19 protein-coding genes and 1 tRNA gene are annotated in these 18,106 nt (G+C 38.7%); 5 read left to right on the forward strand and 15 right to left on the reverse strand.

Translation table 11 applies throughout. The features are described 5' to 3' along the window. Nucleotides 1–551 precede the first annotated feature (551 nt). Nucleotides 552–1,475, reverse strand: coding sequence for a DMT family transporter (locus BMX30_RS06905; protein ID WP_090742787.1), 924 nt, complete (start codon nucleotides 1,473–1,475; stop codon nucleotides 552–554). 189 nt (nucleotides 1,476–1,664) lie between these two features. Here BMX30_RS06905 and BMX30_RS06910 point away from each other — a divergent pair, with 189 nt between their 5' ends. Beyond that, the gene (locus BMX30_RS06910) at nucleotides 1,665–2,363 is read left to right on the forward strand and encodes an MgtC/SapB family protein (protein ID WP_244532521.1); all 699 of its coding nucleotides are present in this window, start codon (nucleotides 1,665–1,667) and stop codon (nucleotides 2,361–2,363) included. Nucleotides 2,364–2,446: 83 nt separating this feature from the next. Continuing rightward, nucleotides 2,447–2,519, forward strand: a tRNA-Ala gene (locus BMX30_RS06915). An 84-nt stretch (nucleotides 2,520–2,603) separates the two neighbouring features. Here BMX30_RS06915 and BMX30_RS06920 read toward each other — a convergent pair. The 3 genes from BMX30_RS06920 to BMX30_RS06925 form a co-directional block, all read right to left on the reverse strand. Beyond that, nucleotides 2,604–2,942, reverse strand: coding sequence for a redoxin domain-containing protein (locus BMX30_RS06920; protein WP_090742790.1), 339 nt, complete (start codon nucleotides 2,940–2,942; stop codon nucleotides 2,604–2,606). Between the two features lie 3 nt (nucleotides 2,943–2,945). Further along, complete coding sequence (locus tag BMX30_RS23450; RefSeq protein WP_170843812.1) at nucleotides 2,946–3,113, reverse strand: hypothetical protein; 168 nt, start codon at nucleotides 3,111–3,113, stop codon at nucleotides 2,946–2,948. A gap of 198 nt (nucleotides 3,114–3,311) precedes the next feature. Then, nucleotides 3,312–3,512 (reverse strand): cold-shock protein, encoded by a 201-nt coding sequence (locus tag BMX30_RS06925; RefSeq protein WP_090742793.1) that lies wholly within the window; start codon nucleotides 3,510–3,512, stop codon nucleotides 3,312–3,314. 341 nt (nucleotides 3,513–3,853) lie between these two features. Between BMX30_RS06925 and BMX30_RS06930 the strand changes: the two genes are divergently transcribed. Beyond that, nucleotides 3,854–4,972: a CAP domain-containing protein gene (locus tag BMX30_RS06930; protein ID WP_170843813.1), complete on the forward strand. Its 1,119-nt coding sequence runs from the start codon at nucleotides 3,854–3,856 to the stop codon at nucleotides 4,970–4,972. Nucleotides 4,973–5,014: 42 nt separating this feature from the next. Here BMX30_RS06930 and BMX30_RS06935 read toward each other — a convergent pair whose 3' ends face one another. The 8 genes from BMX30_RS06935 to BMX30_RS06970 all read right to left on the reverse strand — a co-directional run bounded on the left by BMX30_RS06935 (nucleotide 5,015) and on the right by BMX30_RS06970 (nucleotide 11,822). Next, nucleotides 5,015–5,812 (reverse strand): TerC family protein, encoded by a 798-nt coding sequence (locus BMX30_RS06935; RefSeq protein ID WP_090742796.1) that lies wholly within the window; start codon nucleotides 5,810–5,812, stop codon nucleotides 5,015–5,017. A 257-nt stretch (nucleotides 5,813–6,069) separates the two neighbouring features. Next, the gene (locus BMX30_RS06940; protein ID WP_090742800.1) at nucleotides 6,070–6,681 is read right to left on the reverse strand and encodes a DedA family protein; all 612 of its coding nucleotides are present in this window, start codon (nucleotides 6,679–6,681) and stop codon (nucleotides 6,070–6,072) included. 248 nt (nucleotides 6,682–6,929) lie between these two features. Beyond that, on the reverse strand, nucleotides 6,930–7,280 hold the full coding sequence (locus tag BMX30_RS06945) for a YisL family protein (RefSeq protein ID WP_090742803.1): 351 nt from the start codon (nucleotides 7,278–7,280) through the stop codon (nucleotides 6,930–6,932). A 12-nt stretch (nucleotides 7,281–7,292) separates the two neighbouring features. Beyond that, nucleotides 7,293–7,988: a response regulator transcription factor gene (locus BMX30_RS06950; RefSeq protein ID WP_090742806.1), complete on the reverse strand. Its 696-nt coding sequence runs from the start codon at nucleotides 7,986–7,988 to the stop codon at nucleotides 7,293–7,295. Continuing rightward, a complete protein-coding gene (locus BMX30_RS06955) occupies nucleotides 7,988–9,439 on the reverse strand; it encodes a sensor histidine kinase (protein ID WP_090742809.1) in 1,452 nt (483 codons plus the stop codon). Before BMX30_RS06955 ends, BMX30_RS06950 begins: the two co-directional genes overlap by 1 nt. A gap of 14 nt (nucleotides 9,440–9,453) precedes the next feature. Beyond that, nucleotides 9,454–10,194, reverse strand: coding sequence for an ABC transporter permease (locus BMX30_RS06960; protein WP_090742812.1), 741 nt, complete (start codon nucleotides 10,192–10,194; stop codon nucleotides 9,454–9,456). Next, nucleotides 10,160–10,906: an ABC transporter ATP-binding protein gene (locus BMX30_RS06965; protein WP_090742815.1), complete on the reverse strand. Its 747-nt coding sequence runs from the start codon at nucleotides 10,904–10,906 to the stop codon at nucleotides 10,160–10,162. The genes BMX30_RS06960 and BMX30_RS06965 overlap by 35 nt, the downstream gene beginning before the upstream one ends. Nucleotides 10,907–10,964: 58 nt before the next feature. Further along, the gene (locus tag BMX30_RS06970) at nucleotides 10,965–11,822 is read right to left on the reverse strand and encodes a hypothetical protein (protein WP_090742818.1); all 858 of its coding nucleotides are present in this window, start codon (nucleotides 11,820–11,822) and stop codon (nucleotides 10,965–10,967) included. Nucleotides 11,823–11,955: 133 nt separating this feature from the next. On the opposite strand from BMX30_RS06970, the gene BMX30_RS06975 reads away from it, so the two are divergent. Both BMX30_RS06975 and BMX30_RS06980 read left to right on the forward strand, forming a co-directional pair. Continuing rightward, entirely contained in the window at nucleotides 11,956–12,255 is a 300-nt protein-coding gene (locus BMX30_RS06975) for an EAL domain-containing protein (RefSeq protein ID WP_090742821.1), read from the forward strand. Nucleotides 12,256–12,334: 79 nt separating this feature from the next. Next, nucleotides 12,335–12,760 (forward strand): acyl-CoA thioesterase, encoded by a 426-nt coding sequence (locus BMX30_RS06980; protein ID WP_090742823.1) that lies wholly within the window; start codon nucleotides 12,335–12,337, stop codon nucleotides 12,758–12,760. A gap of 143 nt (nucleotides 12,761–12,903) precedes the next feature. Here BMX30_RS06980 and BMX30_RS06985 read toward each other — a convergent pair whose 3' ends face one another. The 3 genes from BMX30_RS06985 to BMX30_RS06995 form a co-directional block, all read right to left on the reverse strand. After that, complete coding sequence (locus BMX30_RS06985) at nucleotides 12,904–14,688, reverse strand: L-lactate permease (protein WP_090742826.1); 1,785 nt, start codon at nucleotides 14,686–14,688, stop codon at nucleotides 12,904–12,906. Between the two features lie 262 nt (nucleotides 14,689–14,950). Continuing rightward, nucleotides 14,951–15,724, reverse strand: a complete 774-nt coding sequence (locus BMX30_RS06990) for a fumarylacetoacetate hydrolase family protein (protein ID WP_090742829.1) — start codon at nucleotides 15,722–15,724, stop codon at nucleotides 14,951–14,953. 124 nt (nucleotides 15,725–15,848) lie between these two features. Then, entirely contained in the window at nucleotides 15,849–18,023 is a 2,175-nt protein-coding gene (locus tag BMX30_RS06995; protein WP_090742832.1) for a malate synthase G, read from the reverse strand. Nucleotides 18,024–18,106: the final 83 nt, after the last annotated feature.

The raw sequence follows: 18,106 nt of genomic DNA on the forward strand, positions 1-18,106 counted from the left end.
ATGATAAATATTGTTTGTTGACGCTTGTTTGTTTAGTTTTCAAAGAACAATCTTATTTAACTGCCGCTCAAGGCGACTTTATTACTATAACGTGTTGGCGTTTTTTTGTCAACACCATTCGATCATTTTCTTCAAATTATTTATTTGAAGTGTTGAAATGACCGCCCCGTCGTTAGCAGGAAATTAAATATATCATGGACTTAAAATGTTTGCAATATAATTTTTGAAGTTTTTTTCACTCTATGTAATATCCTTTATGATTTTTTGTAGCATATAGAGAGAATCTCCATCATAGATTATAGACAAGCTATGATTTTTTTATAAGGGGGCGTGACCAATTATCGAAACAATAGCACTTTATCTTTCCTTTCTAATGGCTGTATTTTTGTTTGTTTATTCCTATATAGAGGGAATCAAAATCGTTAATAGCGAAGGGAAAGTGTCTGGCGGTACTTTTATTTTCACGGTTACCTCTGCCTTTCTTTTTTCTGGACTAACTTATTCTTTTATGTGAAAACACCCCCTAGCACATAGGGGGTGTTTTCCATTCTTTAGTGGACCTTGGCCTTAAGACTTGTTTTTGCTTTAACCTCAGAAATTCTCAATCTACGTTCATCAATTATAAAAAGACTTATCCCCGCAAGTACAATTAAGCCGCCGGTTAACTGGGACCAGCCAACAGTCTCACCTATTATGTAATAAGCTAATACAGTTGCTCCGATTGGTTCAAATAAGATTGCCACTGATATTGTTGAAGTGCTGACCCATTTAACTGCCCAGTTTAATAATGTGTGACCAAAAAGCGTTGGGACCAATGCAAGGAGGACAAAGTATAACCAGTCGATCTTCTGGATTGGCAAAAAGGGATCTCCTGTGAACAGGAGATAAATAAACAGAGTGATTGTACTAATAGAATAGACAATAAATGTATAGGTAATCAAAGAAACTCTCTTTCGGACAGATTGACCAAACATTAAATAAAACGTAATTAAGGCACACGCAACGATAGCAAGAATATCTCCCCAAAGCGCAGAACCACTTATTTTAAAATCACCCCAACTAATAATAACACTACCTATAATTGCTATGACCGCTGACAAAATTGCTTTAAAAGATACTCTCTCTTTAAAGAAAAAATACGCTCCTACAAAAGCAAATAATGGCTGAAGGGTAACCAAAACCGTTGAACTGGCAACTGAAGTGTAGTTTAAAGATTCGAACCACAGGATAAAGTGAAAAGCTAAAAAGACTCCAGAAGCCAATGAAAAGAACCAATCACGTCTTGTAATTACTTTAAGTTCAGTAACATATTTGAATAGAAATAACGGTAGCATGAATAAGACAGAAAATAAGAGCCGATAAAAGGCGACAACTCCTGAAGGTGAAGACGAGACCTTCACCAAAATCGCCGAAGTAGACACAGCAATAATACCAATTGTAAGTACAAGGTATGGATTAACCCTTTTTCTCTCCATCGTTTTCCCCTTTCAACTTTATAATAGAAGTGTATATTATTTGAGAATTCATACAAGCATTTAAAACGTTTTTTATAAATTGTTATATTTTAAAATCAAGTTTTTATTTTAGGAGGAAATTTAGCAGGAATGCTTGAACCTTTTTATTATAAAGATATATAAAGGAAACTTATCAATAGGGGGGACAAAATGATTGCAAATATGATTGACTCCGAGACACTGATTAGGTTGGGGATTTCTGCATTTCTTGGACTTGTAATCGGTCTTGAACGGGAGCTAAAGCGGAAACCTGTGGGGTTAAAAACTAGCTTGGTCATCAGTATTGTAAGCTGTCTCCTAACGATTGTTTCTATTGAGTCAGCTTATATGTTCCCCGGGGATGAAGATGTTAATATCACAATGGACCCTCTCCGTTTAGCAGCTCAAATTGTTTCTGGTATAGGCTTCCTAGGAGCAGGGGTTATTTTAAGAAGAGGCAATGATACGATTTCAGGTTTGACTACTGCCGCAATGATTTGGGGAGCAGCTGGAATTGGGATCGCAGTAGGTGCTGGGTTTTATATCGAGGCGATTGCCGGGGTAGCCCTATTGATTTTCAGCGTTGAGTTTATGCCCTTTCTAATGGGTTGGATAGGTCCTAGACAATTGCGCGAAAAGGAATTAGCACTAGAGTTCCAGGTGAGTAACAAAAAAGGGATATCGAATGTTCTCGAAAAATTAAAAAACGGCAAAATGTCGTTGAAGAAAGTACGGATAAAAGACCTTGAGGAAGGCGATCAGCTTGTTCAGCTTGTTATCACAGTAAACTTCCGCCGTCGAACAACAGATATTTACGAAGACGTTTCCTCTATTACTGAAATTAATAGAGTCAAAATTGAAGAACTATAATCTTATATTCCTAAATCAAAATTTCTTCTTGCATGTTCGTGCGTAAGCGGCTATAATCTTTCTTGTACCTAACTTCAAAGTACGGGGGATTAGCTCAGCTGGGAGAGCGCTTGCATGGCATGCAAGAGGTCAGGGGTTCGAGCCCCCTATTCTCCATCAAGAAAACCTTGCTAAAACAGCAAGGTTTTTTCTTTTCTAGCAAAAGTAACCCCCTAGGATTTCTCCTAGGGGATTTTGCATTTATTTTAGTTTTTCAAGTTCTTCTTTAATTTCCTCCACCGTTTTATCGGCTTGTTCTCCCCAGAAATCATTAATTGTATTGAAAACAAGGGCACCGTTGCCATCAATCAAGGCATAACCCCTATAAGCTGTATCCTCATTTTTCATCTCCATATGTTCAATAAGTTCTAAGTTCTCATCAGAAACAAATGGTAAGCTTTCGCCGAAATACTCTTCAAGCTGAGTATAGAGTTCTAGCTGATGTTCAGGTTTATCCTTACTTATAATATACTTTTTAGCATCAATTCCATCTAATTGATCTAAGTTTGAATGCAACTCAACTAGTTGCTGTTGGCAGATACCTCAAGTATAAGAAGTGATAAAAAAGAAAACAACCGGCTCACCGGTAGGAAACTCGACCTCTTCGTTATTCTGATCCACCAAAGTAATCGGCTTTTCTAATCCGGTCTGCCCACATGCGGCAAGGAAAAGAATAGAAATTAAAAATGGGATAAGGAATTTATACTTCATACGGACCCCTTTTCTACGCTAAAGTTTTTTGAATCTTTTCTTGTATTAGTGTATTATTACAAGAAAATAGCGTCAAGTAAATCGTTTCACCTGAAAAACACTCCGATACTAATTTAGCCAGAGATCGTGATATCCTGAATTTCTACAAAGAAAAAAACAGACCCAATAACTGAGTCTGTTTTGTGTGTGTTTGGCTAATTAGTTTTTGCGAACGTTAGCAGCTTGTGGTCCACGAGCTCCTTGCTCAACGTCGAAAGTTACATCTTGGCCTTCTTCAAGAGTCTTGAAGCCTTCGCCTTGGATAGCTGAGAAATGAACGAATACGTCATCTCCACCTTCGCGCTCGATGAATCCGAAACCTTTTTCTGCATTAAACCATTTTACTTTACCGTTTTCCATATTTGTTGCCTCCTAGTGTGCAGTCCACACATTTTATTACTATTCTTGCTCATTATGTATCCAGGCGAAAACCAATATTTGTTCTTCCCTTATATACCGAACAAAAATAATTCTTTTATAATATAACAGATATTGAGAGAATTAGCAAGTCTATCCTAGTGTTCCCTTTATAAGTTACGGAGCAATTTACGGTTAAAAACTCAATCTTTAGAGCTTTTATAGAAATTATCCTGCCCCCTATAAAAAGAGCTATTTGTGGCGATATTTAAGATAAAGAATACTGCAATAGGAGTACTTTTGTTAATTGATCGTACATTTTGTTTAGAAAGGTGTGAGACCCAGTGAGATTTTTCTTTGTTATCCTAATCGGATTCTTGTTATACAATTCTTGGCCAGTTATAGAAGAACGGTTTGGGGATAATCCAATTAGTTCTATCATAACTGAAATTGGTGCTATAAAAGAAAATACCGATCTATCAACTGTAACTGAAGATTTAAACGTTCTTAAAGACTTTATTAACGAGGGCTTAATAGGTGATAGTGTACCAAAGGAAAACCAAATAGAAATTGAAAGACCTGAGCTTACGCAACCCTCTAAAGAGATGTTTTCCATTTCTAATATTGAACTAGGGGCAACAAGGTCAGAGGTGGAAAAGCAACTCGGCGCCCCTAACCGATCTTCTATTAATGAATACGGTACCCAATGGCATGCATATCACCAAAACTTTCAAAATTTCTTAATGATTGCCTATGATGAAGAAAACCATGTGGCTGGGCTGTATACCAATCATGACTTAGTATCATCCACAAATGAGATTCGTCTAGGTAGTCCTAGAGAAGTAGTTCATCAAAAACTTGGAAGTTCCCTCGAACGAATCCAAAAAGGAATGGTGTTTTATCAGCTGCCAAAAGAACGGGATTACGACTTATTCCTCATCGACGGTAGTTATGTCTCGATTTTTTATGATAAACACCAGAATAATACCGTCACGGCGATTCAAATCATTGAGGAGAGCTTAGAACAACAGAGGAGCGATTTTTATACAAAAGCAAATGATGAGTTAAAAGAAGGATTTGAATATCAAATGTTCGACCTCACCAATGCTGCCAGAGTGAAACATGGACTTCCGGTCCTTGAGTGGGATGATGTGATAAAAGAAACTGCACGAAAGCACAGTATCGATATGGCTGAAAATAATTTCTTTAGTCACACGAATCTTAATGGACAATCACCTTTCGATCGAATGGAGGCGGACAATATCCTCTTTTCAACAGCAGGTGAAAACCTTGCCTACGGGCAAACGAGTAGTGTGTACGCACATGAAGGTTCGATGAACTCACTCGGTCACCGAGAAAATATTCTAAAAGAAGAATTTAAAATGCTAGGTGTTGGTGTGGCCTTTAACACACAATCCCAACCTTACTATACACAAAATTACTATACAAAACGCGGGTATTAAAAAAGGAGCAGACTAAAACCCTAAAAGTCTGCTCCTCTATCATTACGAAACCTGTGATGCTTTTTCTCTTGCTTCAACGGACTGATCTTTCGATAGGAACCAACCGCCTACGGCAATTCCTACTAACACAACATAGAAGGTTGTCTTCCAAATGGTTGAGTGAGCAAAATGTTCGCTGATTATTCCTAAAGCTGGATGGGAAAGTGTTAAGACTGCAAGCTTGACACCGACCCAACCTACAATGATAAAAGCAGCCATTTCCAAGCCAGGTTTTTGTTCTAACAGCTTAACAAATAAGCCTGCAGCAAAACGCATAATAATGACTCCCATCATTCCACCGGCGAAAATGACGAGGAATTTCCCTCCATCCATTCCACCTATATTTGGTAGTGAAGTATTAGGTAGAGTCATTGCCAACGCAACCGCAGCCAAAATGGAATCAACAGCAAAAGCAATATCTGCTACCTCCACTTTGAACACGGTCATCCAAAAGCCACTTTTCTTCTTTTTGGGTTTACCTAGTTTTTCCTCTACTTCATCTTCCGCCTTACTTTTCACCCATTTTCGGAAAACATGATTAAGTGACATGAACAAAAGATAAAGTGCACCTATCGCCTGCACTTGCCATATATCGACCAAAAAGGAAATGACGAATAAAGAAGCAAAACGAAAAACAAAAGCCCCAGCTAAACCATAAAACAAAGCCTTTTTCCTCTGCTCTTCCGGCAAATGTCTTACCATAATTGCAAGTACCAAAGCATTGTCCGCTGCTAAAAGTCCCTCCATAGCGACAAGGACCAAAAGTACCCATCCATATTCTAGTAATAAAGCAACATCCATTATGTAATCCCCCTTTATTCGGTTTTCCGGCGTTAAAAAGCCCCTACCGTGACGGTAAAGGCCGTAAAGGAATCAGAAAAGACCCTTACCATTAAGTAAAGGTCTTGCTAACAACAAAATTGTTGCCAATAAAGCCGGAGAACATAGTTCTCGTCATGACGACTTTTATTGTACAGCTACTCCCCTTTAAATAGGAATATACAATTTATTACTTTTTAAGATTAAAATAGATTAATTGAATTGTCAATTGAGACTAATTAATAGGATTTTCGTTTTCTTTTTAAATACCAGATGATAAACACAAGTCCTGCGACAACAAAAAGAACATAGAAAATGTCTTTGTATAGTTCAACATATCCAAGGATATCTTCCCATGACTCGCCAAGAAATGCGCCTAAACTGACCAAAATGGTATTCCAGACAACAGTCCCCATTGTTGAATAAAGGATGAACGTTGTAAAGTTCATCTTAGCCATGCCAGCTGGAATGGAAATCAGGCTTCGAACAACCGGGATAAGGCGGCAAAAGAAAACCGTCCAATTACCATATCGAATAAACCAACCTTCCGCTGAACGGATATCCTTTCTTGATACTCTCAAGAGGTGGCCCCACCGGTCCACAAATTTTTCCAATTTGTCGACGTTAACAAGCCTTCCGACCAAATATAAAATAACTGCTCCTAGCACCGAGCCTATTGTAGAAGCAATAACTACACCTGCCACAGTTAGCTCTGTTCTCGTCGTCATAAACCCACCAAAAGGTAAGACGATTTCTGAAGGTATTGGTGGGAATAAATTTTCTAACGCAATGACAAGCATAATCCCAATGTAACCAAACTCTTCCATAAATGAAAATATCCAATCCTTCATTATTCCCTCCAACTGATTGTTTATTGATAAACTTTAAACATGACTTCAAACTATCATACCAAATTTATTCTGTTAACGAACACTGCTATTTTTACTAGTGGTTAATCAAGCGGTAATCATAAGTAACAACAAGAAAACCTGTCCACCAGACATTATATGCCTATGAACAGGTTATTAGTGATATTCCTTTTATTCAAATGGTTTTTGTAAAGGTACCTTATTGGATTCCTATCTGTTGGTAGGAGACATTAAAATAAATAAAAACCTAATGGCAATTTAAAGCCTAAATAGAGCACAATGACAAATACAAGAACAAACACGATCCAAAGTGAGTTCAGATTAATTCCTTTCTTCCCTCTAACGAGAATCATCTCAAACAAACCAATTAACACAATTCCTAAAAGTGACTTTAAGATGTACATAAAATCGATTTGATATAAACCGAATAGCATTACAATTCCTGTAGCAAGTATTAGTAGATAAAACACTCGCAAAATCATATGTAAGACCTTCGTATTTTTGCCTTGTTTTTGCATAAACATAATAACAATAAATAATATGATTGATAGTACCCACGCGGTTATATGTGCATGTGTCATTATTTTTCCTCCTTAGTCCCCTTTAAACCTATAACCAGCTCCCCAGACTGTTTCAATATACACTGGGTTTGAGGGATCCCGTTCTATTTTTTCACGTATTTTTCGAATGTGGACGGTAACGGTCGTAATATCGCCCACGCTATCATAGCCCCATATTTTTTCAAAGAGCTGGACTTTGCTTAACACTTGATTCGGGTTCGTCGCTAAAAATACCAATACATCGAATTCTTTTGTTGTAAATACCACCCCACGGTTATCAACAAACACCTTTCTCGCAGAGCGGTCAATGTGCAACCCGCGGATAAAAATTTCGTTGGTCGTAGTTTCAAGGTTTTTAGTTAATAGTCGGTCATATCTGGAGAGATGCGCTCTAATTCTAGCTATTAATTCATTGGGTGAAAAGGGCTTAACAATATAATCGTCGGCCCCTAAACCGAACCCCCTTATCTTATCTATTTCGTCTTTTTTTGCTGTCACCATAATGATTGGGATATCCTTCACTTGGCGGATTTTTTTACAAATTTCAAACCCACTAATATTCGGTAGCATCACATCTAATAAAACCAAATCAAAATCCTTAGCTAACGCAAGGTTCAGCCCTTCGTCCCCAAACAAAGAAATCTCAGTTTCAAATCCATTAATCTCTAAATAATCCCGCTCTAACTCAGCAATACTTTGTTCGTCTTCAATAATTAGTACTCTCTTCATTAGGACACCTCCCTTAGCGAGATCATGATTTTCGTACCGATATCTTGACCGCTTTCTACAGCTATCTTCCCTCCATGCTCTTCGACAATCATCCTGGCAATAGCAAGGCCAAGTCCACTTCCGCCAGTTTGCTTATTTCTCGATTGCTCCGCGCGATAAAATTGATGGAAGATAAAAGGGATAGCCTCACTGGGAATACCTGGTCCATTATCAGCGATTTCTATCTTAACTTGACCTTTACCTAAAGAGAGCTCTATGTCAATGATTCCCTTCTCTTTATCCATATATTTAAGACTGTTATCAATGATATTAGAGAAAACCCGCTTGATTTTATCCCGATCCAAATGTACTTGATAACATGCCGTATGATCGTAGTGTAAGTGAATGTCTACCTTCTTCTTTTCAAGCTCGAAGCCAAGCTCCTCCACATAGTCTAATAGGTATTCTTTTAAATCTACAAGTTCAAATGAAAATGGAACCTTCTTTAAATCTAGCTTCGAATAGAGAAATAATTCATCGATTAAATGGTCAAGATCATTTGATTTTTGGTAGATTGTTTGGATGTAGCGATTTAGCATTTCTGGTGAAGTGGTTACACCATCCTGAATCCCCTCAATATACCCCTTAATAGAGGTAATGGGTGTTTTCAAGTCATGGGAAATATGGGCAATCAATTCTTTTCTGTTTTCCTCGTATTGTGCTTGAACAGTTGCCGACTCTTTCAACTGTAATCGCATGGCTTCAAAGGTCTGAGCTAACTCGGTTAATTCGTCCTTCCCTTTAACATCAATTGAGTTATTCAGCTTGCCCTCTTTAATCTTCTGGGCTGCACTTTTAAGGGAATTGATTGGCTTAACAATACTTCTAGATACGTAATAAGTTAAGATCCCATTTGTAACAACTAGAATGAGCAGTAAAACAGTAAACAACAAGGGGTAGAAAGTTTGTGTAAGACTAACCAATACACTAGCATCCTTAATAAGAAAGATGGACGCTATACCTTTTTCCGGTAAATAAAAATCATGTTGTTTAATAGAGTATGTCTTATGATTGATTTCTTCAATATTATTATCTGATGAATGGTACCCGAATTCAGGAAGATCCTCTGCAGTAATGTGATTGACCTCGCGCGCGGAGAAGAGAATCTCTTCCCCTTGTCGTATGATGAGAAAACTCTCTGTCCTATTTAGTTCTTCTTGGATAGCTAAAAGAAAAGAAGGATCATTAAAACGGACAGGATTCACCAAGGACGTTTCCTTTATATCGCCAAACAGCTCTGCATCCTCACTAACAGTTTGCTTATAATTATGACTTTCTGGTAATAAGCTACTTAACTCTCTAATATCCCCGCGAAAAAAAGCCATGATTAATAAACCCGCAATAATAAATAAAATAATTGGTACAACCACCATAGCAATATAAGAGAGAATCAATCGACTCCGAATGGACAAGTTAAACACCTTCGTTATAGTTCTTTTGTTTTAAAAATATAGTAGCCTGATGTAAAAAACAATGAACTAAATGAGAACAAATATAGAAAACTCATACTTATCCATGAAATGTTCACATTTCCATGCCACTGTAGATGCCAATCAAGATAGGCTGTTGGGAAAAGGTTTGTCGCCTGCGGAAAGAGAAAAGGCAAACCAACCATGATCAAATAGCCAAAGATCATAAAACTTAGAGCAGTTGAACTATGTTTGAAACATTGAGAAAGAAAAGAAGCAAAACAGATAATGGCCACCAACGGAAAAATAGAAATAAACATCGATAATAGTGTTGAACCTGTTTCCGACCAGATCACTTCTCTTTCGACCACCGCCAAACTGATAGTTCCTGATAACCAGACGATGACTAATTGAGAAATACATAGTAATCCAATTGCTGTATTTTTAGATAAAAATAACTCCAAACGATTGACAGGCCTTGCATGAAAAAGGGAGCCTTTGTCCCATTCCCCTGCAAAAAGGTCGGAAGCCGCCATAAACGAAAAGAGAGGAAGCACAAGCAGAATGAACGCATGAAGGATTGAAAAGCTGACATTCAACGCAGGGAGCGTAATCATATCATTTGTTTGTATTTTCTCAGCTAAAAACACCATTAGAACCGGTCCAAGTGCAGCAAGCCAAAAGTAAAGCTTTACCCCTGGCTTCGCAGTCAACTTCTCTATTTCATTCATCGTATTGATCATTATTGCTTGGCGCATAGAAATTACCTCCTAACCTTTCAACGTAGTGATCCTCAATTGATTTCCCCTTTCCAAGACTTTCAGTCGGACCAGTGAATTTCAGTTCTCCGCCAATTAGGATGCTAAAATGACTGCAAATACGTTCAAGCTCTCCCGTTAAGTGACTAGAAATTAAAAAGGTAACCCCCTCAGCAGATAACTGTTCAACGATTTTCCTAAAAAGAAGCATTCCATCGATATCAAGACCATTAGCCGGTTCATCTAGAATCACTAGACTTGGCTTCGATAACAAAGCAGCCGCAAGTCCTAGACGTTGATTCATCCCCAACGAAAATGAGGAAACGATATCTCGCTTAAACTGGAGAAGTCCAACCTGTTCGAGAACTTCATCAATTCTAGAATCACCGAGTTCTGGGTAAAATCGTAACGCCATTTTCAAATTTTGATAGGGTGATAAATGTGGGTACATTGTTCCCATACCGATGTAGACGCCAACAGGACGGATCGCCTCTTTATAATCATGACCAATTTCTCTTCCAAAGATAATGATTCTACCACCACTTGGTTGAACCAGCCCTGTGATACATTTCATCAACGTTGTTTTGCCGGCTCCATTTGGACCAATTAGCCCCATTACATTCCCCTGCTCTAACGATAAATGGAGGTCCTTAATGCCCCTGCCATTTCGATACTGTTTACTTACACCTGTTACCTCCAACACCGTTCCCATTCTATCACCCACCCGTTAGGTACTTACTCCATTCTCGGAGTTAGCCCCCATTTATTTTTCACTTGCCGTGACCATGTTGAAATTCAACTAATTCTAATCCAGTCAGATCCATTGGTGTAATTACCGTTTTATTTGTGTCTGTTAGTTGAAGGTCAAACGCAAGCTGTAGAGTATGGGATTTTCCAGAAGCATCATTGCCAGTGATCGTTGCGCTAACAGTCTGTTTCTGTACATAACTCTCCTTACTTATTGTCGCTGATACCTTCACATCTTGAATGAGAATATCCTCTTTTAAATTTGGCAGTTGAAGGTTAACATCATGGAAGCTAGATTCCTGTGTATTATCCTCTAGCATAACTGCATGTTTAAACATCAAAGATGTAATCGCATTTGCTCCAACTGGTAACTCTGAACTCGTCAATTCAAGATTGATTTCTTGAGTACCATCTTCATTGGCATTAACAGTGATTTTTTGCTGGTAGTTTTTCGTTAATACATCCACTAGGTTTTCTAGATCCTGTTTTAGCTCCATGCTGTTTTCTGAATCAAAGTTATGGGGACTAGCTTCAGACTTCATGGTATAGACCCTGGCTTCTTCATCTTTCTGGACATAAAACTGCCCTTCTTGTTTGGTCATCTCATACTTGCTTGTCTGATTGCCATTGGATACCGAACTTGTCCCTTCCATTGAATCTTTTACCAGGTTCGTCTTTACAACGGCGTCCATCGTATAAATTTCTTCATTATTGTTCTTTAGATTCAAGTTCGCATTCATTGTCGTGCTATCCAATTGATGAGTCTTTTTTAAAGCATCCTTATACATCTCGTACCCCGATGTATTAGCGGAAATGGAATAGACACTTCCAATCATCAAGACACCACTAATCCCTATTGCAGCAAGAAACTTCTTATTCATGTTCAAACCTCCCAAACTACAAATTTGTTTACATCCAAAGAATAATCTTTAAATCTAAACTGGGAATAAACAATTTCTTAAATATTTCTTAAATGTACAGGCCTTTCTATTAAAATTCACAAAACTTTTTTATATGCCTTTGTTAAAAAGTTTAAGCTATATAAAAAGGTTACCTATTAATTGCCTAAAGATAGATAAGAACTTTATCCAAGATATTCAACCTGATCTCAGTGAAACAGAAATTGCTGAAACAATTATCAACCTAGCAAAAAGCTTACGCCTAGAGGTGGTTGCAGAGGGAGTAGAGTTAGAACATCAAAAAGACTTTTTACTTTCAAGAAACTGTACAAACATGCAAGGGTATCTATTCCGCCGACCACTTCCAGCAGAAAAATTTGAGCACTTTCTTAAACAATGTGAAAAAGGAGCCTAGTTTGAGGCTCCTTTTTTATGTTACTATTTAGTTATAAAATTCTGAAAATATTAATTGTTTTTAAGGGATGGTGCTAGTAATGGTCGAAGGGTTTCACTTTTCACACAAATTAAAGGTAAGATATTCAGAAATTGATGGACAAAAAATTGTGTTCAATGCTCACTATCTAACCTATCTTGATATTGCTGTGTCAGAGTACTTTCAAGAAGGATTGAAATTGGAGCTAATGGAACTTGCAGAAGAGGGAAAGTTTGATTTTGTCGTTGCAAAAACAACCTTGGAGTATAAGAGTTCAGCTCGATTAAACGATTGGTTGAATATCTGGTGTCGTACATCCAAAATCGGAAACAGTAGTATGACAATGGAGTTTCAAATAACAAGAGAAGGTGAAACTGATCCATTATTGATTGCTGAGATTATTTATGTAAGCTATAATCCACTGACACATGTGAAACAACCAGTTCCCACATTTGTACGGGAGAGAATTGAGCAATTTGAAAGATAGTGAGTGTGGAATGCAAAAGGGACTTACCCATGCTTAATTCTAACGGAGTTCTTTTAATTCTAATGCAGTAACCCCTCCTCTTCCCTCTTTCCAAAGAACAAAAAAGGTCGCTACCCATTTAAATGTGTAGCGACCTTTTTTAATTAGAATGACTTTCCTCCTGGAGGAGTGATTGTAAGTTTTTCGGCTCTCTTCTTGTTAGTAGCAATAATATAAATAGCTGCAAAAGCAATTAAGGCGACAATAAAGGAACCTAAATTGAAGAGCCCTTTATCTGCATACCAAACGATTGAGTACCCAAGTGAGCCGAGGAGCAGAGCATAATAGACGAATGGGAAGATTGTCTTACGAATAACGTCTCCCTCTTTCCCCATTAACCCAACTACCGCTGATGCTGCGACAACATTGTGAACACAGATCATATTTCCTGCCGCCCCACCAACAGCCTGTAAAGCAACAATCCACGTAGGATCCACTCCAATTTGTGTACCCACATCATACTGGAATAACGAGAACATCATATTACTTACTGTGTTACTTCCAGCAATAAAAGCCCCAAGGCCACCAATGAAGGTCGCGAAAATTGGCCAGTATTCCCCAGCCAGTGCAACAACACCGTTCGCAAGTTCAATCGGCATCCGTTCAAAACCAGCTGCTCCTCCACCAGAGTTTAAGAACACCTGAACCATTGGAACAGTAAAAACTAACGCGGTTGATGCTGCAACCGTAGTTTTCGCTGATTGGGTAAAAGCAGATTTATAAGCACTTCCATTCATACCATGGATGAAGAAAGTGATTAATGAAACAAGGATAAAGATTGACCCTGGTGAATAGAGAGGCTGAAAGCTAGCCGTAATTCCTGAACCGAAGATATCTTCTGCTGCTAATGTCCAGGATTGTAGCCAATCTACAAATGGCAGCGATTTCAATCTTGAAATTACGAGTAGTACCCCAACCAAAATATATGGAGCCCAAGCTCGAACCATAGTCATACTACCACTTTTGTGAGCAATATCTTTAATTTCAATTCGTCCAGTCCATTCAGGATCCCACTTCGACTTATCTTCGAAGTTCCACACTTCTTCTTTTGGAGGCATGAGGAATCCTCTTTTAGCCGCAAAGATAACGATCGCTAAACCTGTTAAGCCACCAATCATTGACGGAAACTCAGGTCCAAGGAAATTGGCCACTAACACATATGGAATCGTCATTGCGAAAGAAGCAAATAGCGCAAATTTCCAAATCTTAAGCCCTTCGGAAAATGATTTATTCTTACCGAAGAATCTTGTCATAATCGCTACAACAAAGAGTGGGATAAGTGCTCCAGCCACCATATGAAGAATGGCAACCTTTCCCGCAATTAGGCCAACAAGCTCATAGAAATTATTGCTAATGCTAGGGTCCGCTGCCAAACCATTGCCCACCCCAACAATCATTGGTGTACCTACAGCACCAAACGATACAGGTGTACTCTGGATGATCATCCCCGAAACAACGGCTGCCATTGCTGGGAATCCAAGACCAACCATAAGTGGAACAGCTACAGCTGCCGGTGTTCCAAATCCAGCAGAACCTTCAATAAAGGAGCCGAACAGCCAGGCGATAATAATAACCTGTACTCGTCTGTCTTCCGTAATGTCGGTAAATCCTTGGCGAATGGTTTTCAAACCACCGCTTTCTTGAAGGGTATTTAATAATAAAATAGCCCCAAAAATAATGTACAACAGTGTTCCAGCGACAACTAAGCCATTAATGGATGCAGCTGCAACATTTGCCCCGGGAACCTTCCATATGAATAGCGCGAGACCAATCGCTACCAGGTAGGAAATTGGCATAGCCTTGCTTGCTGGCATCCTCATTCCGACAAGGAAAATTCCAACAGCTAAAATAGGTAAAAGAGATAAAAATGCTAATACACCAGTGCTCAAAATACAAAACCCCCTTTGTTTGCGTTTACATAAAGTAATAAGTGCAAGTGCTTTGTACAAAATTGTTATATAACTAAGATTCTCATGTTGTATAACAAAGCCTCAAAATAATTATACTAAAAGTTCAATCAATTTCAACTATTTTAATAACTTTTTATTTTAAATAAAAAAGGTCTACTTCCTACTATACGGAAGTAAACCTTTTTTAATAATAATTTGTAATGCCTGTACTATTCAAAATTTGGTTGCTGTTCAAGCAAAATTATAGAACTTTACTATTAGCTGTAACGAAAGAGTTACGTAGATTTCCTATTTGTTTAATGTCACACTCGATGACATCTCCTGCACCAACCATTTCCGCACCAAGTGGGCTTCCAGTTAAGATAACATCTCCAGGCTTAAGCGTCATTACATTGGTAAGGTAGGAAACCATCTTCCTTAGCGTAACAATCATTAACTCCGTTGAACTGTTTTGCTTTTCTTCACCATTCAATCTAGCCTCTACCTTTACTTCAGAAGGATCTAACTCTGTTTCAATTACTGGCCCAAGCGGAGTGAACGTATCAAACGATTTTCCAATCGTCCAGTGACCATCTTCACGGAAGAATTGTGGAGCAGTTACATCATTGCCAACGGTGTAACCAAAAACATAATCCAAGACATCTTCCTCAGGAACATTCTTTGCTTCCTTTCCAATAACTACTGCTAATTCAGATTCAAACTTCACTTGTTCAATCCCTTCTGGAATGACAATCTCATCCCCCGGACCGATTACAGATGATGTTGGTTTAAAGAAAAACACTGGAATAGATGGTAATTCGCTTGGCAAATCCTCCTTTTTAGCAACATAGTTGGCTCCAATTCCAATAATTGAATTGGGCTCTAATGGAGCTAAAAGCTTTACATCACTAAGAGAAAATACATTGCCTGTATAGGTCCAACTAGTAAAAATGTCTCCCTTTACTTCCCTAACGGTTTCTCCTTCGAGAATCCCTGCAGCCGAATCTGATCCAACCAAGAATCTAACAAATTTCATTGTAAACCCTCCATTATTTTTGATTTCGAGGCGTCGAGCTTGCTAATCCTCCCTCAATATGTAAAAAAGAAATTCTACAGGACAATCCTTTTATGAGAATGTCCTGTAGAAATAACGATGATTCTTAATGTTGTGTAGCAAATTTAGCTTTTGCTTCCTGACGACGGCTATGAAGGATTGGCTCAGTATAGCCATTTGGCTGCTCAAGCCCTTTGAAGACAAGATCGCATGCAGCTTGGAAAGCAACAGAATTATCATAGTCGACTGCCATCGGGCGATATTCAGAATCTCCTGCGTTCTGCTCATCTACCACTTTTGCCATCCGCTTTAGTGTTTCCATCACTTGCTCTTCCGAACAAATCCCATGGCGTAACCAGTTTGTCATATGCTGACTAGAAATTCTCAATGTCGCACGGTCTTCCATTAAACCGATATTATTGATGTCCGGAACTTTTGAACATCCGACTCCAAGTTCAACCCAGCGGACAACATAGCCAAGAATTCCTTGGGCATTGTTATCAAGCTCCTCTTGGACTTCGGCAGGTGACCAATTTGCATTTTCTGCAACAGGAATTTGAAGAATATCATCGCGTAAATCTTTCACTTCTTTTTTCAAACCATCTTGGACTTCCTTTACATCAACCTGATGATAATGGAGTGCATGTAATGTTGCCCCTGTTGGAGAAGGAACCCATGCTGTATTGGCTCCAGCTTTTGGATGACCTACTTTTTGCTGAATCATATCGGCCATCATGTCTGGCATTGCCCACATCCCTTTACCAATTTGAGCTTTTCCTTGGAATCCTACAGACAAACCAGTATACACGTTTGATTTTTCATAACCTTGTAACCATGTGGAAGATTTCATATCGCCCTTACGTACCATTGGACCCGCTTCCATCGAAGTATGCATTTCATCTCCGGTACGATCAAGGAATCCAGTGTTAATAAAGACAACCCGGTCTTTAACTTCACTAATACAATTCTTTAAGTTGAGAGAGGTTCTGCGTTCTTCATCCATAACCCCAATCTTTAATGTATGACGCTCCACGCCAATTAAATCCTCAATACGGTTGAACAGCTCATTCGCAAATGCGACTTCTGCGGAACCATGCATTTTTGGCTTTACAATATAAATTGAACCTTTTAACGAGTTCTGGTACTTTCCATTTCCTAAAATCGTATGTTTACCGATTAGACTTGTAAACACACCATCAAGAATGCCTTCTGGAATTTCCTGGCCATTTTCATCCAAAACAACATTCGTTGTCATCAAATGACCTACATTTCGGATAAATAGCATAGAACGACCGCGAAGCGTAACCTCTGCTCCTGAACCAGATGTATAGGTACGGTCGGGATTCAATGCTCGAGTTAATGCTTTCCCATCTTTATGGAAGGTGGACGTTAAGTCACCCTTCATTAAACCAAGCCAGTTTCGATAAATAAGCGTCTTATCTTCTGCATCAACCGCTGCAACTGAATCTTCACAGTCGATGATCGTTGTAACAGCAGATTCTACTAGAATATCTTTCACGCCTGCCTTGTCTGTCTTTCCAACAGAATGGGTGCGGTCAACTTGAATCTCAAAATGAAGCCCATTATTTTTTAGTAATACCGCTTTAGGTGCTGCTTCGTCACCTTGGTAACCAACGAACTTATTTGATTCTACTAAACTAGTTTTCTCTCCGCTTTCGAGTTCGACGGACAACTGCCCATTATCAACGGTATACTGGACAGCCTCCCCATGTGAAGCTCCTTTTAATGGTGCAGCTTGGTCAAGGAAACTCTTTCCGAATTGGATTACTTTGTCTCCCCGTACTGGATTATAGCCACGGCCTTTTTCAGCACCGTTTTCTTCACTAATTGCATCCGTACCGTATAATGCGTCATATAAGCTTCCCCAACGTGCGTTACCAGCGTTTAAGGCATAGCGAGCATTATCACCTGGTACAACAAGCTGTGGTCCCGCTTGAATAGCAATCTCATCATCCACATTTGTTGTTTTAATCTCGTAATCTTCTACTACCTGCTCTAAGTAACCAATCTCTGTTAAAAACGCTTTATACTGATTGAAATCAAAATCATTTTCGCGGTGCCAACGGTCAATCTTTGCTTGGAGCTCATCACGAATCGTTAGAAGTTCTTTATTTTTCGGAGCAAGATCATGAACTAGCTGCCCAAAGCCTTGCCAAAACGCACTACCTTCTACCTGACTTCCAGGGAGAACTTCAGAATTAACGAAATTATAAAGTTCTTTTGCTACTTGAAGATTACCAACCTTTACATACTCTGCCATTATCTATTTCCTCCATTCTCTTTACCTCATAGGGACATAATATCACTATTTTTAATACGCTTACAAATTGTTTTCTAAATATT

This window comes from Mesobacillus persicus (genome assembly GCF_900109925.1).
GTDB classification, from domain to species: domain Bacteria; phylum Bacillota; class Bacilli; order Bacillales; family Cytobacillaceae; genus Mesobacillus_B; species Mesobacillus_B persicus.

Coding starts and splice junctions, on each gene's coding strand:
- BMX30_RS06965 (WP_090742815.1), bottom strand. CDS start 10,906: ATGGGAACGGTGTTGGAGGTAACAGGTGTAAGTAAACAGTATCGAAAT.
- BMX30_RS06925 (WP_090742793.1), bottom strand. CDS start 3,512: ATGGAAAACGGTAAAGTAAAATGGTTTAATGCAGAAAAAGGTTTCGGA.
- BMX30_RS06950 (WP_090742806.1), bottom strand. CDS start 7,988: ATGAAGAGAGTACTAATTATTGAAGACGAACAAAGTATTGCTGAGTTA.
- BMX30_RS06970 (WP_090742818.1), bottom strand. CDS start 11,822: ATGAATAAGAAGTTTCTTGCTGCAATAGGGATTAGTGGTGTCTTGATG.
- BMX30_RS23450 (WP_170843812.1), bottom strand. CDS start 3,113: ATGAAGTATAAATTCCTTATCCCATTTTTAATTTCTATTCTTTTCCTT.
- BMX30_RS06990 (WP_090742829.1), bottom strand. CDS start 15,724: ATGAAATTTGTTAGATTCTTGGTTGGATCAGATTCGGCTGCAGGGATT.
- BMX30_RS06935 (WP_090742796.1), bottom strand. CDS start 5,812: ATGGATGTTGCTTTATTACTAGAATATGGATGGGTACTTTTGGTCCTT.
- BMX30_RS06960 (WP_090742812.1), bottom strand. CDS start 10,194: ATGCGCCAAGCAATAATGATCAATACGATGAATGAAATAGAGAAGTTG.
- BMX30_RS06980 (WP_090742823.1), top strand. CDS start 12,335: ATGGTCGAAGGGTTTCACTTTTCACACAAATTAAAGGTAAGATATTCA.
- BMX30_RS06905 (WP_090742787.1), bottom strand. CDS start 1,475: ATGGAGAGAAAAAGGGTTAATCCATACCTTGTACTTACAATTGGTATT.
- BMX30_RS06945 (WP_090742803.1), bottom strand. CDS start 7,280: ATGACACATGCACATATAACCGCGTGGGTACTATCAATCATATTATTT.
- BMX30_RS06975 (WP_090742821.1), top strand. CDS start 11,956: ATGCCTTTGTTAAAAAGTTTAAGCTATATAAAAAGGTTACCTATTAAT.
- BMX30_RS06940 (WP_090742800.1), bottom strand. CDS start 6,681: ATGAAGGATTGGATATTTTCATTTATGGAAGAGTTTGGTTACATTGGG.
- BMX30_RS06910 (WP_244532521.1), top strand. CDS start 1,665: ATGATTGCAAATATGATTGACTCCGAGACACTGATTAGGTTGGGGATT.
- BMX30_RS06995 (WP_090742832.1), bottom strand. CDS start 18,023: ATGGCAGAGTATGTAAAGGTTGGTAATCTTCAAGTAGCAAAAGAACTT.